Here is a 13,496-nt window from a genome sequence, read left to right as displayed (position 1 = left end):
TAGGGCCCCCGTCCCGATCAGTGCGGGCGCGCCGGGCGCGCTATGCGTCCTGCTCGGCGGGAGGCGACGGCTGTAGGACGGCGAAACGTGCGCCCGCCGGGTCCGCCAGTTTCGCGAAGCGGCCTACGCCCTCCATCGAGACGGGCTCCATCCGCACTTCGCCGCCGCCCTGCCGGGCCCGGTCGACCGCGCTGTCGCAGTCGTCCACCTGGAAGTACGGCAGCCAATACGCCCTGTCGCCCTCGGAGGGGTCACTGGCCAGCGGCACCACGCCGCCGAACATGTCGTCCGCCGTGCCGTCCGCGGGGTGCACCATCGTGTATGTCCCGCCGGGGAAGGTGGCCTCGGTGGTCTGCCAGCCGAACACGGAGCCGTAGAACCGGAGGGCGGCGGGGACGTCCGTGGTGTACAGCTCGGTCCAGACCAGCCCACCCGGTTCGTTCAGGACATCAAGGCCCTTCAGCTCTCCCTGCTGCCACACGGAGAACGGCACGCCCGCGGAGTCCGCGAGGCCCGCCAGGCGGCCGAGGTCGAGGATGTCCGCGGCCTCGAACACCATGGAGCCACCGGCCTGCTCGGCCGACTTCACCGTGGCGTCCGCGTCCGGCGTCCTGAAATACAGCGTCCAGGACGGCGGGGCCTCGTCCGCCGGCATGGCCATCGCGCCCGCGGCGGTCCGGCCGCCGAGCTGATACTGGCTGTAGCCGCCCACTTCCGCCGGGCCCCGCGCGAGATCCCAGCCGAACAGCTCCCGATAGAAGGCGCTGACGCCGTCGAGATCGGGCACGCACGAATCCACCCAGACAGGGGCTCCCGTAAGAAAACGGTCATTGAGCATGATCGACTCCTTTGTCGCATCTCTCTTCCGCACTCCTGAGTCTGGCACCCCCCCACTGACAATCCGCCTCCCGTCGGACGCCGCCGCCCCCACGAGCTCCCACGCCGCCATTACGTGAAGGAACAACATTTTTGAGAGCGCTCTCAGTCGCAACTCTTGACGCCGCATTCCCGCCTCGGGACAGTGGTGCACCACCCCCGGACCCCACCACCCCCGGCCCCCCTCTCCCTCCCCCACCCCCTCCCCCCCCCACGCAACCGCGCAGGAGACCTTCCGTGATATCGCGTCGAACGTTCCTGACCTCCGCAGCCGGCGCCGCGGGCGCCCTCACCTACCCCGTCTGGGGCAGCGCCCTCAGCCCCGGCGCCCAAGCGGGCGGCACGGCCGCCGCCCCCGCCACCTGCGAACTCGCCCTCGTGAACAAGTCACTCCCCGGCCAGGTCCGCGCCTACGTCACCGGGCACGAACAGGGCACCGGCCGCTGGCTGCTGCTCAAGCCGGACGGCGGCGTCTACCGCCCCGAGTCCCCCTCCGCGCCGCAGACCCCGCTCCCCGTCGACTGCGCCATCCCGCTCGGCGCCGCAGGATCGGCGCCCAGGTTGCTGACGTTGCCTCAGATGTTCGGCGCCCGTGTGTACTTCGTACGCGACAACAGGCTGGACTTCTTCCTCAACCCGGGCCCGGCCCTTGTCGAGCCGGCGTTCGCCACCCGCGCGGACCCCAACTACGGCCGCACCTGGTCGTTCTGCGAGTTCACCTTCAACCCCCAGCAGCTCTACGCCAATATCAGCTACGTCGACCTCGTCACCGCGCTGCCCATCGGCCTGACCCTGGAGGGCGACGGCAGGCACACCGTCGCCCCGCTGCCGGACGGAGCCGTCGGCAGGATCGCGGCGGACCTCGCGGCGCAGGCGGCGAAGGACGGGCAGCCGTGGGACAAGCTGGTCATCCGCGGTGACAACGGTGGCGTGCTGCGGGTGATCTCGCCGCAGAACCTCATGGCGCCGTACTTCGACAGGCCGGACCAGATGCCGTTCCGCGACGTGTGGAACAGCTACATCGACCGGGTGTGGGACAAGTACCGCGGCACCGACCTCAAGATCGACCTCCAGGGCGGCCGCGGCGTGTTCACCGGGCGCGTCAGGGGCGACGTACTGACGTTCAACGGCGGCCACACCTTCGCCAAGCCCACCTCGAAGGACATCTTCACCTGCAACCACGGCCCGTTCGCCAACAACCCGAACGACCCGGACGACAAGAAGGGCCTGCTCGCCCGGCTCGCGGCCGGCTTCAACCGCAGCATCATGCTCACCCACCCCCAGCAGCCGAACGGGACGAGCACGGCCGACTACTACCGGGACGCGGTGACCAACCACTGGTCCCGCGTGGTGCACGCCAACTCCCCCATCGGGTACGCGTTTCCGTACGACGACGTGCGGCCCGACGGGCAGCCGGACGTGTCGGGTGCGGCGCACGACGGGAACCCGCGGCGGTTCACGGTGAGCGTGGGGTCCTGAGAGTCCGCGTCATGACCGCGGCCGGACGAGCGGGCTCCGGCGGATCGGTCAGGCCGAGGCCCTGCGCACCAGGGACGTCGGCAGGACCACACCGGCCGGTCCGGCGGGGGCGGGCTCCGCCCCTCCCCTGCCGCTCAACAGCATCCCGGCCATCAACCGGCCCATCTCCTCTATCTCCTGACGGACCGTCGTCAGCGGCGGGTCGGTCTGCTCGGCCACCGGAAGCATGTCGTCGAACCCCACCACCGCCACGTCGTCCGGCACCCTCCTGCCCCGCTCGCGCAGCACGCGGAGGGCGCCGGACGCGGTCAGGTCGCTGGCGGCGAAGACGGCGTCCAGATCCGGTACGCGGTCGAGGAGTTCACGCATCGCGCGCTCCCCGCCCGCCGGGGTGAAGTCCCCCTCGGCGATGAGCCGCGGATCGACGTCGCCCAGCACGTCGCGGTAGCCGTCGAGCCGGTCGACCGCGGAGGTCTGGTCGAGCGCCCCGGTGATGTGCGCGATGCGGCCGCGGCCGAGGCCGGCCAGGTGGCGCACGGCATCGCGCGCGCCGCCGCGGTTGTCGCAGTCGACGTACGCCGCGCTCGGCTCGCCCGGCCCCTCCTGCGGCCACCCGGGCCGCCCGCCGAACACGGTGGGCACCCCGGCACGCCGGATGATGCCCGGCAACGGGTCGTCCAGGTGCAGCGAGAAGACGAGGGCGCCGTCCACGTGACCGCCCGCGAGATAGCGGCCCACCCGCTCGTGGTCGTCCCGCCCCTCGGTGAGCAGCAGCACGAGCTGGATGTCGTTCGCCGTCAATTCCTTGCTGATGCCCCGCAGTTGCAGCGCGAAGAACGGGTCGGCGAAGACCCGTGTCTCCGGTTCGGCGATCACCACGGCCACCGCGTCGTGGCGCCGGGTGACCAGGCTGCGGGCGGCGCGGTTGGGGACGTAGCCGAGCTCGTCGACCGCGTGCCGCACCTTCTCGGCCAGTACCTCCCGCACCCCTGGGTCGCCGTTGACGACACGTGAGACGGTGGCCCTGGACACCCCGGCACGGGCTGCCACGGCCTCCAGGGTCGGGCGCGGTTCCTCGGTCACCTCGGTCACTCCTCCCTGACGATGTTCAGGAGGCATCTTCCCGTATCGGCTTCCGGGGCCGACCGGCGAGGGCGAAGTCGCCGCCTGCCTCGGACGGTTCGCCGCGTCACCCCCGGCACGGCTACGCGGTCTTGGGGCCGCAGCGCATGCCGATGTACACGCAGCCCGTGCCGTCCCGCAGCGTGGAGAACACCACAGGCATGTAGTCCTCACTGAACGCCGCGCCCACCCCCGTACCGGCGAAGACCGTGTCCGTCACCGGCACCAGGTCGATCTCCAGGGGTTCGGAGAAGTCCTTCATGCCGTCGACGAACTCGTACACCGCGTGTCCCGCGCCGTCCCGCTCGGTCACGGTGATGACCACGCCCTCGCGCCGGTACGTGCCGACGAGTGGCGTGAGGTCGACCGCGGGCGGCTCGGCAGGCGGGGCGAAGGGCTCCGGCATCGTCACTCCGGCCAGCTCGGCGAGGAGTTCGCGGAACAGCGCCGCGTACAGCTCGCGCGCGCCGCCGCCGTTGGTGAGCAGCACGACCGCGACACCGGCCGACGGCACCACGCGCAGATAGCCGTACTGCCCGATGGAGGCGCCGTCGTGGCCGTAGCCCTGGACGCCGTCCCAGTCGTAGAGGGTCCAGCCAAGCCCCCAGCCGTCCGCGCTGACGGTCCACTTGTCCGGCGAGTCGACGACGCGCCGCCGCATCAGCGCGGCGGTCTCCTCGGAGAGCACGCGCGTGCCGTCCCGCGCCACGCCGCCTTCGAGGTGCAGCTGTGCGAGCCGGGCGACGTCCCCTGCCGTGGCGATGACCCTGCCGTACGGGCCCGCGGAGCGCGGCATCAGGTCCCAGGACGGCGCCGGCTCCGGATCCTGCCCGGCCTCGCCCAGGTGCCCCATCGCCGCGCGGAACCGCAGCGCCTCCTCGGGCAGCGTCATCGTGTGCGTGACGCCGAGCGGGGTGAGGAGCAGCTCCCTCAGCGCCTCGTCCCAGACCTTGCCGGTCACGACCTCGATGATCCGGCCGAGCACGTTGTACCCGACGCTGCTGTAGGAGAGTGCGGTGCCGGGCGGGCAGTCGAGTGCCACGTCCTTCGCGGCCTCGACGTACTTGGCGAGGCAGTCGTCGCCCCGGCCGCTGTCATAGGTGAAGTCGCAGGTGAGGCCGCTGGTGTGGCTGAGCAGACGGCGCGTGGTGATCGCCTTGGTCGCGTCGGGGTCGGCGACCGAGAACTCCGGGAGCACGTCGGTGACCGGTGCGTCCAGGTCCAGCCGGCCCGCTTCGGCGAGCCGCATGATCAGGGTGGCCGTGTAGATCTTGGCGATCGATCCCAGCTGGAAGACGGAGTCGGTCGTCGCCTCGACGCCCGTGCCGCGGTGCAGCACTCCGCCGGCGAGCTCGTGGACAGTTCCGTCGACCAGGATCGCCAGCGAAGCGGCCGGGACGTGGTGCTCGGCGCGCAGGGTGTCGAGGCGGGCCTGCCAGTGCGCGAGGTCCAGCTTCCGGCCGCCCGAACTCCGGCTCCCCCACGCGCCGTCGGCGCCCCAGCTGCCCTGCGCGTCCCAGTTCACGGCGGTTCTCGGCATTGTGTCCCCCACTCGATGCGTACGGCGTTCTCCGTTGCGAACACTGTACGCACGACGGAACGCTGTACGCAACTGCGTACGGCGTGCACTAGAGTCTGGGAGGGCAGGCCACGAGAAGAACCGAGAGACGAGGGCGCATGCCGACCGACAAGAAGCCGACCGCATCGGTGTGGACCCGCCCGCGGCCCCGGCAGCGGGAGCAGCTGACCCGCGAGCACATCGTCGCCACGGCGGTCGAACTGCTCGACGTGGAGGGCATCGAGGCGCTCAGCATGCGCAAGCTCGGCACCCGCCTGAACACCGCGGCCACCTCCCTCTACCGGCACGTGGCCAACAAGGACGAGCTGATCCAGCTGGTCGTGGACGACGTCTTCGGGGAGCTGCGGGTACACGCCGCCGACCCCGCAGAGTGGCGCGCGGCGGTCACCCGCACCGCCAACGATCTGCGGGCGCTGGCCCTGCGCCACCCCTGGATCGCCCCCGAGCTCGGCCAGGTCGGCCTCGTCCACATCGGTCCGAACGCCATGCGGATGTCAGCGGGGCTGCTCGCGCAGTTCGAGGCCGCGGGCTTCCCCGCACAGGAGCAGGACCGGGCCGTGGGGACACTCACGGCGTACGTCGTCGGGATCGCGGCCTCCGAGGCGGCGTACCTCTCACTGATCGCGCGCAGCGGCAGGACCGAGCGGGAGTGGGTGGCGGACCTGCGCCCGGCCTTCGACGCGGCGTCGCAGGGGCACCCCGGGCTGCGGGAGGGGAGCTCCGCCCGGCAGGACGTGGACCCGCAGCGGATCCGCGACGACGACTTCGCCTACGGGCTCGACCGGGTCCTCGACGGCCTGACGGCCCGGCTCACCGGCTGAGCGCGCATACCCTGCCCCCATGTTCAAGAAGCGGAGAGAGCGCAGGCAGGCCGAGCTGCACGAGGAGCTGGCCGGAGCGTTGCGGGATCCGGACGTGGCGGTGCGGGCCAAGGCGGCCGTCGACGCGGCGGAGGGGGCCGGCCTGGCGTGGGCGCTCCGGGAGCTGGCGGCGGCCGTGGCGCGCGAGCCGTGGACGGACGACTTCCACGAGACCGTGGTGGACGGCTTCGCGGTCGCGTTGCGCCGCGACACGGCGATACGGGAGCGCACGGAGCGGATCGTCGCGGAGCATCTGGACGACCCGGAGGGCTTCGTGCGGGCCTGGACCGGTCTCGTGGCGGAGCTCGGCGGGCCCCCGGCGCCGCGCGAGATCGGCGCGGACCTCTGCGACGACATGCGGGAGCGTCTCAGGTATCTGCGCGGCGAGGGCTGGACCGCCGAGGGGCTCGACCGTCTCGGCCGGTCCGGCACCTTCATCCGCGATCTGGCGTTCGACATCGCCGTCCTTCTGGCGTCGCTCGTGCTGCGCAGGAACGAGCCGCTGTCCGCCGAGGAGGCGGAGCGGGTGCGGGACGAGACGCGCGCGGTCCTGGACAGCGCCCTGGCCTGGCCCCCCGACAGTGAGGAACGCCTCGTCCGCATCGCCCCGTTGGGCGACGAGCCCGACACCGAGTCGTGGACGGACCGCGCGCGGCACGGCGTACAGGTCGACGAGACGCTGGCGCTCTGCATGAGCGCGGACGACGACCGGGTGGTCCTGGGCGTCGAGACCCTGCACCACCAGATCATGCGGGACGACGTGCTCAGGCGCGGGCGGACCCGCGAGGCCCTGGACCACCTGCTGGCGCGCGAGCAGCCGCCGTTCGTCCTCTACCAGCTCCTCGGTTGTTACATCCAGCTGCACCTGGTCGCGCGGCTGCCGGACCCGCCGGTGGACCTGTTCCTCGCCAGGTTGCGCGACGCCGACGCCGACGTGCGCTCCTGCGCCGCGTCGGGCCTGGGGCTGCTGGCCCCCCGCACCCCCGCGGAGACCCGGGTCGTGGCCGCCCTCGTGGAGCGGCTGGACCACGACTCCGACGTCGGGGTGCGCGGTGCCGCCGCCGGGAGCCTGGCCGGCCTGGCCCGCCCCGAACTGCCCGCCGCCCGGACCGTGGCGGACGCCATGGCACGCCACGCCGGCTCGCCCGAGCCGGGGATCAGGGCCGCGACCCTCCAGTACGCCCTGGAACACGGCGCCCCGGACGCGTACGACCGGCTGCTCACCGAGTTCGACTCGCCCGACGTGCACTGGGAGTTCCTGTCGGCGTTGCAACTGGCGGCCAAGGACGCGCGGTTCAGCCTCCCCGAGGACGTCCGGCCCCGCCTCGCCGAACGGCTGGAGCACTTGGCGGCGACCGGCTGGGTCGACCGCTGGGAGGACCCGGAGGGTTACCCCGACCTGGACGATCTCGACGAGGCGCTGGAGGAACTGCTGGAGCGGGTACGGGACCGCAGCTGACGGAGGGGGCGTCGCCGGTTCGCGGGGGCGGTCGCTAGTGGTGCGCGTGCTCCTCGGCGGCCCCTGCCGACGCCTTCCCGGAGGACGACTTGGACGACTCCTTCGACGGCTTCCCGGACGCCGACCCGGACGGGTCCTTCGACGACGTCCCGGACCGCGCCCCATGGTGCGGCTCATAGTCCGGAATCGTGCCATCCGGCTTCTTCACCAGGAAAAGCCCCGCCATCCCCATGTCCGAGTGGCTCTGCACGTGGCAGTGGTACATCCAGGCCCCGGCCCCCACGCCCTCGCCCGCGATGACCTGGAAGCCGAAGGAGTCGCCCGGGCCCGTGATCTTGTCGTCGAGGACCTGGCTCGGGTCGTCGGGGCCGGTCAGCAGGCCCGTGCGGTTGTCCGCCCAGCGATGACCGTGCACGTGGAACGTGTGGTAGTACTCGCCGTGCGTGATCGAGACGAACTCGACCCGGTCGCCCACCGTGGCCTCGAAAGTGGGGCTGTCGTGGCCGGACTTGTTGTTGATCGTCATGTCGTTGAAGACGATCGTGAAGGTCTTGTCCGGCAGCAAGTCGCCCTTGCGGCGCACGATCAGCGGACCGTAGAGCCCCTTGCGCACGCCGCCGGTGCCGTGATCCGTGCCGACCACGTGGTCGTGGTAGTGCCAGTAGCCCGCGGTGCCGGGGCGCCAAGTGCCGTCCTTGCGGCGGCCCGGAGCGTGCGTGCGCCACGTGTAGGTGCGCTTTCCGCCCGGCTCGACATGGCTCCTGGTGTGCTTGGTGCCGTCGCTGGAGATCTCGTAGTCCATGCCGTGCACATGCAGGCTCGCGGCCACGTCCATCGTGTTCTCGAACTCGATGTGCAGAGTGTCGCCCTCGTTCAGCTCGATGAGCGGCCCCGGAATGGAGGCCTTGCCCTTCTCCAGGCCGTACCCCATCTGCCCGTCGGGGAGCTTCTCCGCGTACATCTTGATGCGCTTGACCTCGCCGCCCGCCGGGGCGGTCCTCGGCGCCTCCGCCGTGCTCGCGTCGGGCGCACCCGCGATCGACAACGATGTCACACCGGCCGCCGCTGCCGCGCCGCCCACCAGCATCCGCCGGTTGAAGCTCCGCCTGTCGAGATCCTGTCGGTTCCGCCGGCCCATGACGAACTCCCCACTGCGGTACGGCAACTGACGGGGCGCAGGAGGCCCCGGGGACGGCCACACGGTATCGGCCGGAACTTCGTTTATCCACACGCAGGACAAAGTTCGTGCTATCGCGGTGATACCTATTGGCGAGTTGCGAAAAGAGGTCTAGCTTCGTCGGCGCTGTTGCTGTGACCGACGAGGGGTGGGTGTACTCATGCGGCGCACACCGCATCAAGAGCCTTTGACCGTACGAGGGTCGATCCGAGCACGACACAGACCGTACCGCTCGCGCCGGGCCTGGACGGCCGCGCTGCTGTCCGGAGCCATGGTCACCGGGGCGCTCTCGGCGCAGGCCGCATCCGCGCGGCCGTACCCGGAACCGCCGTTGACAACGATGTCCCTTCCCTCGCCGCCCGGCGGGGCCAACGTCAAGGTGCTGGTCTTCCACGGTTCGGCGGCGGGCGGCGACGAGTCTCCCGTCGTCAACGCCGGCATCGAGGCGATCGAGAGGATCGGCCAATCGGGCCCGGCGGCCCAGCGGTTCAGGATCGAGGCGACGGACGACCCGGCCGTCTTCACGAATGAGAGAAGGCTCGGCAAGTTCAACGCGGTGGCCTTCCTGACCGGCGGCGGTGACGTCCTCGACCCCGAGCAGGAGGCGGGCCTTGAGGCCTACATGGAGGCCGGTGGCGGCTTCCTCGGCATCCACGACGCGGCCCGCGCCGAGCCGTACTCGAACTGGTTCACCGGCCTGATCGGCGCGCGGCCCGCCGACGCGAGCCCGACGGACGTCCAGCGCGCGACCGTCGAGGTCGGCGACCGCGAGCACCCGGCGACCAAGGAGCTGCCCCTTCAGTGGAAGCGCCCCGACCGGTGGCTGAACTGGGAGAAGAACCCCTCGGGTGAAGTGCATACGGTCGCCCGTGTACGAGAGACGACCTACAAACCCGGCTCCGGGGCGAACGGCTGGGACCACCCGGTGTCCTGGTGCCGCGACTACGACGGCGGACGCTCCTTCTACACCGGCATGGGCGGCACCGCGGCGTCGTACGACGAAGCGGACTTCCGCGGTCATCTGCGGGGCGCCCTGCTGTGGACGACCCGCATCGCGCGCGCCGACTGCAAGGGCACGATCAACGCCAACTACAAGGCGGAGCGCCTCACGCAGGCCAACCAGCCGGGCAGGAACGACCAGATCGGCGAGCCGCACGGCCTGGTCACCGCGCCCGACGGCAAGGTCTTCTACATCGGGCGGGGCGGCGCCGACTCCTCCCAGCCGGTGATCACCGACTGGAACAACCCTGACATCGGCAAGGGCACGGGCGAGATCCACGTCTACGACCCGAAGACCAAGAAGGTGACCCTCGCGGGCGCCCTGACGGTCTTCGGGAACAAGGGCGGCGGCGACGAGCTCATCAAGGTCGAAGAGGGCCTGCTGGGCATCGAGCTCGACCCGAAGTTCGAGCAGAACGGGTGGGTGTACCTGCACTACACACCCCACGCGAAGATCAACCGCGAGACGCACATGGCCGAGCGGTACGTCTCCCGCTTCACGCTCGACCGGGCCACGAACAAGCTGGACATGGGCAGCGAGAAGGTGCTCCTGAAGTGGCCGGTGCAGATCCACAGTTGCTGTCACGCGGGTGGCGGGATGGCCTGGGACTCCAAGGGCAACCTCTACATCGCGACCGGTGACAACAACTCGTCGCGATTCTCCGACGGTTACTCGGGCAACAACCCGCAGCCCAACTTCAAGGGCGTCTCCTTCGCCGACGCCCGCCGCACCGCGGGCAACACCAACAACCTCAACGGCAAGATTCTGCGTATCCACCCGGAGGCCGACGGGACGTACACCCTCCCCGAGGGCAACCTCTTCACCGGCAAGGAGCAGGCCGAGGGCGGCGGCAAGACGCGCGGCGAGATCTATGTGATGGGTGTCAGGAACCCGGCGCGGATCTCCATCGACAAGAAGACCGACACGCTGTACGCGGGCTGGGTCGGCCCGGACGCCGGCGCGCCGTCGACGACGTGGGGTCCGGCGAAGTACGACACGTTCGCCGCGATCACCCATGCCTCCAACCGGGGCTGGCCGTACTGCATGGGCAACAACCAGCCCTACCGCGACCGGAATCTGCCGGACCCGACGAAGCCGCTGGGCTGGTACGACTGCAAGAACCTCAAGAACGAGTCGCCCAACAACGACGGCCTGGTGAACATCCCGCCGGCCGAGCCCAACAACATCTGGTACTCGCCGCAGGGCGGCGGCGTCGACTACCCGCGCGACGCGAACGGCGTGCCGAGCTACAAGACGGAGGAGCAGAAGCTGCTCCTGCCGTGGCTCAAGGGCGGCGGCCAGGCCACGATGAACGGCCCGGTCTACCGCTACGACGCGGCGAGCACGAGCGCCGACAAGTGGCCCTCCTACTGGGACGGGAAGTGGTTCGTCGGCGACTTCTACGACGGTGACCAGCCGCGGCACGCGGTCGTGACCGATCCGAAGACGGTCGGCGGCGGCGGCCTTCCGGTGCACGCCGAATCCCTGAAGAAGATCATTCCGACCGGCAACGACGGCATCAAGAACCTCATGGACTGGAAGTTCGCCCCGGACGGTTCGCTGTACGTCCTCGACTACGGCCGCGGCTTCTTCACCTCGGACGCCAAGTCGGCACTGTGGCGCGTGACGTACAAGGGCGGGGCGGCGACCCCGGCCGCCGACGAGCTGGCAAGGAAGGCGGGATGATGCGATCTCCGACGCAGCGGGCCGCACGGAGGCGGACCGTCCGGAAACGAAGACTGCTCACAGCGCTGTGCGCCGCGCTCCTCATGGTGCTCGGGCTGACGTCGGCGGCGACGGCCCGACCGGACAACACCGGGCTCGCCGCCGCCCAGACCCTGACGTGGACCGCCGACAACGACATCGCCAAGTACAAGTCGGCGCCCACGACGGCGGTGGCGGGGCCGACGACGATCGTCTTCGAGAACAGTGAGGCGACCGGCAACACGACGGGCATGCCCCACACCCTGACGTTCGACGTCTCCGACCCGGAGTACAACAACGACGTCCCGCTGAACATCCTGGCCAACCCCAACGACGACCAGGGCGGCAGGCACACCGCCGAGGTGACGCTCACCCCGGGCCGCTACCGCTACCACTGCACCATCCCCGGCCACGGTTCGATGCAGGGCATCCTGGTCGTGACCGAGGGCGGCGGCGAGGACACCACGGCGCCGGAGGCCTCGGCGAAGGTGGAGGGGCAGACCGACGCCGACGGCGCGTACGTCGGTTCGGCCTCCGTGGCCGTGACGGCGACGGACGAGGGTTCGGGCGTCGACAGGATCGAGTACGCGGTCGGAGCGGACGGGGCGTGGCAGCCGTACACCGCGCCGGTGGTCGTCGACCAGGTGGGCACCCACAAGATCCGCTACCGGGCCGTCGACAAGGCGGGCAACACGTCGGCGGAGGAGGCCGTCGACTTCAAGGTCGTCGCGCCGCCGACGGACGACAAGACGCCTCCGGAGACATCGGCCACGGTGACCGGCGAGAAGAACGACCAGGGGCAGTACGTCGGGATGGCGACGGTCACGGTGACGGCGTCCGACACCGGTTCCGGTGTCAACAAGATCGAGTACGCGATCGGCTCCGGGGCCTGGACCGCGTACACAGCGCCCGTCATGGTCCATGAGACGGGCGCCCACAAGGTCCGCTACCGCGCGTCCGACAAGGCGGGCAACCAGGCGGCCGAGAAGGCCGTCGACTTCACGGTCGTCGCGCCGCCCGTGGAGGACAGGACGCCTCCGGAGACATCGGCTAAGGTCGAGGGCGACAAGGACTCGGACGGGGCCTACCTCGGGAAGGCGAAGGTGACGGTCACCGCCACGGACGCCGGTTCGGGCGTCGACAAGGTCGAGTACTCCTTGGACGGCGGCCCCTACCTCGCGTACGAGGCGCCGGTCGTCGTCGACCGCGCGGGCCGCCACACGGTGGCGTACCGGGCGAGCGACAAGGCGGGCAACGCCGCCGCGGCGAAGACCGTGGCCTTCACGGTGGCCGAGGGCGGCGGTGTGCCGGCCCCCAACTGCCCGGAGTACGACGAGCGGTTGACGGTGTTCGTTGGCACGGTCGACACGGGCATTCCCAACCGCGTCACGAACAACCGCTGCCGGATCGGCGAGCTGATCGAGGACGAGAAGGAGTGGACGTCGCACGCGCTCTTCCTGAAGCACGTCAAGAGCGTGACGGACAAGCTTCTGAGGGCGGGTGAGATCGACCAGCGCGAGTACAACAAGATCAACCGCGCCGCCAAGCAGTCCGGCATCGGCAAGCCCGGCCAGACGGACGGCTACCGCAAGCTCTTCGACGGCACCGAGGAGTCGCTCGCCAAGTGGGAGCAGGTGGGCGGCGGCAGGTTCGGTCTCAACGCCGACGGCACCATCACCAGCTCGACCACGGTCCCGGGCATGGGCATGCTCTGGTTCCCGGAGCGGAAGTACGGCGACTTCTCGCTGAAGCTCCAGTGGCGCGACGACGCGCCGGGCAACGGCAACACCAACTCCGGTGTCTTCGTGCGCTTCCCGCAGGTCCACGACCACCCGGAGGAGTCGCGCCCCGAGTGGGTCGCCATCAAGTACGGGCACGAGGTGCAGGTCCACGACCGGCCCGACGGCGACATGTACAAGACCGGGTCGATCTACGGCTTCGACCGGGTGGGCCTGGCCGGTGCCGGGGTCACCCCCAAGGGCACGTGGAACGACTACGAGATCCGCGTGGTGGACCAGCACTACTCGGTCTACCGCAACGGCGTCCTGATCAACGAGTTCGACAACACCGGCGGCCAGGAGTTCACGCCGCCGCGCGCCGACGACCCGGGCACGGACGGCCGAAGGTACGCGTCCGGCTACGTCGGGCTCCAGGTCCACGGCGTGACGGACGTGGTGTCGTACCGGGACATCCGGATCAAGGAGCTGTAGCCGAGCCCCTTTCCGTTCCGCATCGGCGCC

Annotated in this window: 9 protein-coding genes; 5 read left to right on the top strand and 4 right to left on the bottom strand. The window is 70.6% G+C overall.

Annotation, left to right across the window (positions count from 1 at the left end; all coding sequences use genetic code 11):
• Positions 1 to 40 precede the first annotated feature (40 nt).
• On the bottom strand, positions 41 to 787 hold the full coding sequence (locus tag ACZ56E_RS00825; RefSeq protein ID WP_471209360.1) for a VOC family protein: 747 nt from the start codon (positions 785 to 787) through the stop codon (positions 41 to 43).
• 326 nt (positions 788 to 1,113) lie between these two features.
• On the opposite strand from ACZ56E_RS00825, the gene ACZ56E_RS00820 reads away from it, so the two are divergent.
• Positions 1,114 to 2,355, top strand: coding sequence for a glycoside hydrolase family 64 protein (locus ACZ56E_RS00820; RefSeq protein WP_471209358.1), 1,242 nt, complete (start codon positions 1,114 to 1,116; stop codon positions 2,353 to 2,355).
• A 48-nt stretch (positions 2,356 to 2,403) separates the two neighbouring features.
• Here the strand turns inward: ACZ56E_RS00820 and ACZ56E_RS00815 are convergent, their stop codons facing one another.
• Together ACZ56E_RS00815 and ACZ56E_RS00810 are read right to left on the bottom strand one after the other, a co-directional pair.
• Positions 2,404 to 3,438, bottom strand: a complete 1,035-nt coding sequence (locus ACZ56E_RS00815) for a LacI family DNA-binding transcriptional regulator (RefSeq protein ID WP_471209355.1) — start codon at positions 3,436 to 3,438, stop codon at positions 2,404 to 2,406.
• Between the two features lie 121 nt (positions 3,439 to 3,559).
• Positions 3,560 to 5,017 carry a serine hydrolase domain-containing protein gene (locus ACZ56E_RS00810; RefSeq protein WP_471209352.1) on the bottom strand — a complete coding sequence of 486 codons (1,458 nt, stop codon included), beginning with the start codon at positions 5,015 to 5,017 and terminating at the stop codon, positions 3,560 to 3,562.
• Between the two features lie 137 nt (positions 5,018 to 5,154).
• Between ACZ56E_RS00810 and ACZ56E_RS00805 the strand changes: the two genes are divergently transcribed.
• A complete protein-coding gene (locus ACZ56E_RS00805) occupies positions 5,155 to 5,877 on the top strand; it encodes a TetR/AcrR family transcriptional regulator (protein ID WP_471209349.1) in 723 nt (240 codons plus the stop codon).
• A 19-nt stretch (positions 5,878 to 5,896) separates the two neighbouring features.
• Positions 5,897 to 7,375 (top strand): hypothetical protein, encoded by a 1,479-nt coding sequence (locus ACZ56E_RS00800; protein ID WP_471209346.1) that lies wholly within the window; start codon positions 5,897 to 5,899, stop codon positions 7,373 to 7,375.
• A gap of 34 nt (positions 7,376 to 7,409) precedes the next feature.
• Here ACZ56E_RS00800 and ACZ56E_RS00795 read toward each other — a convergent pair whose 3' ends face one another.
• Positions 7,410 to 8,513 (bottom strand): multicopper oxidase domain-containing protein, encoded by a 1,104-nt coding sequence (locus ACZ56E_RS00795; RefSeq protein ID WP_471209344.1) that lies wholly within the window; start codon positions 8,511 to 8,513, stop codon positions 7,410 to 7,412.
• Between the two features lie 310 nt (positions 8,514 to 8,823).
• Between ACZ56E_RS00795 and ACZ56E_RS00790 the strand changes: the two genes are divergently transcribed.
• Both ACZ56E_RS00790 and ACZ56E_RS00785 read left to right on the top strand, forming a co-directional pair.
• Positions 8,824 to 11,238 (top strand): ThuA domain-containing protein, encoded by a 2,415-nt coding sequence (locus ACZ56E_RS00790; protein ID WP_471211457.1) that lies wholly within the window; start codon positions 8,824 to 8,826, stop codon positions 11,236 to 11,238.
• Positions 11,238 to 13,466 (top strand): OmpL47-type beta-barrel domain-containing protein, encoded by a 2,229-nt coding sequence (locus ACZ56E_RS00785; protein ID WP_471211456.1) that lies wholly within the window; start codon positions 11,238 to 11,240, stop codon positions 13,464 to 13,466. Before ACZ56E_RS00790 ends, ACZ56E_RS00785 begins: the two co-directional genes overlap by 1 nt.
• Positions 13,467 to 13,496: the final 30 nt, after the last annotated feature.

This window comes from Streptomyces sp. NPDC039480 (assembly GCF_055597165.1).
The sequence above is the reverse complement of the archived record's forward strand: the minus strand, read 5'-3'. Positions and strand labels throughout refer to the sequence as shown.

Bases quoted from the DNA above. Each gene is read 5' to 3' on its own strand.
- ACZ56E_RS00785 (WP_471211456.1), top strand. From the start codon at position 11,238: ATGCGATCTCCGACGCAGCGGGCCGCACGGAGGCGGACCGTCCGGAAA.
- ACZ56E_RS00805 (WP_471209349.1), top strand. From the start codon at position 5,155: ATGCCGACCGACAAGAAGCCGACCGCATCGGTGTGGACCCGCCCGCGG.
- ACZ56E_RS00810 (WP_471209352.1), bottom strand. From the start codon at position 5,017: ATGCCGAGAACCGCCGTGAACTGGGACGCGCAGGGCAGCTGGGGCGCC.
- ACZ56E_RS00790 (WP_471211457.1), top strand. From the start codon at position 8,824: ATGGTCACCGGGGCGCTCTCGGCGCAGGCCGCATCCGCGCGGCCGTAC.
- ACZ56E_RS00800 (WP_471209346.1), top strand. From the start codon at position 5,897: ATGTTCAAGAAGCGGAGAGAGCGCAGGCAGGCCGAGCTGCACGAGGAG.
- ACZ56E_RS00795 (WP_471209344.1), bottom strand. From the start codon at position 8,513: ATGGGCCGGCGGAACCGACAGGATCTCGACAGGCGGAGCTTCAACCGG.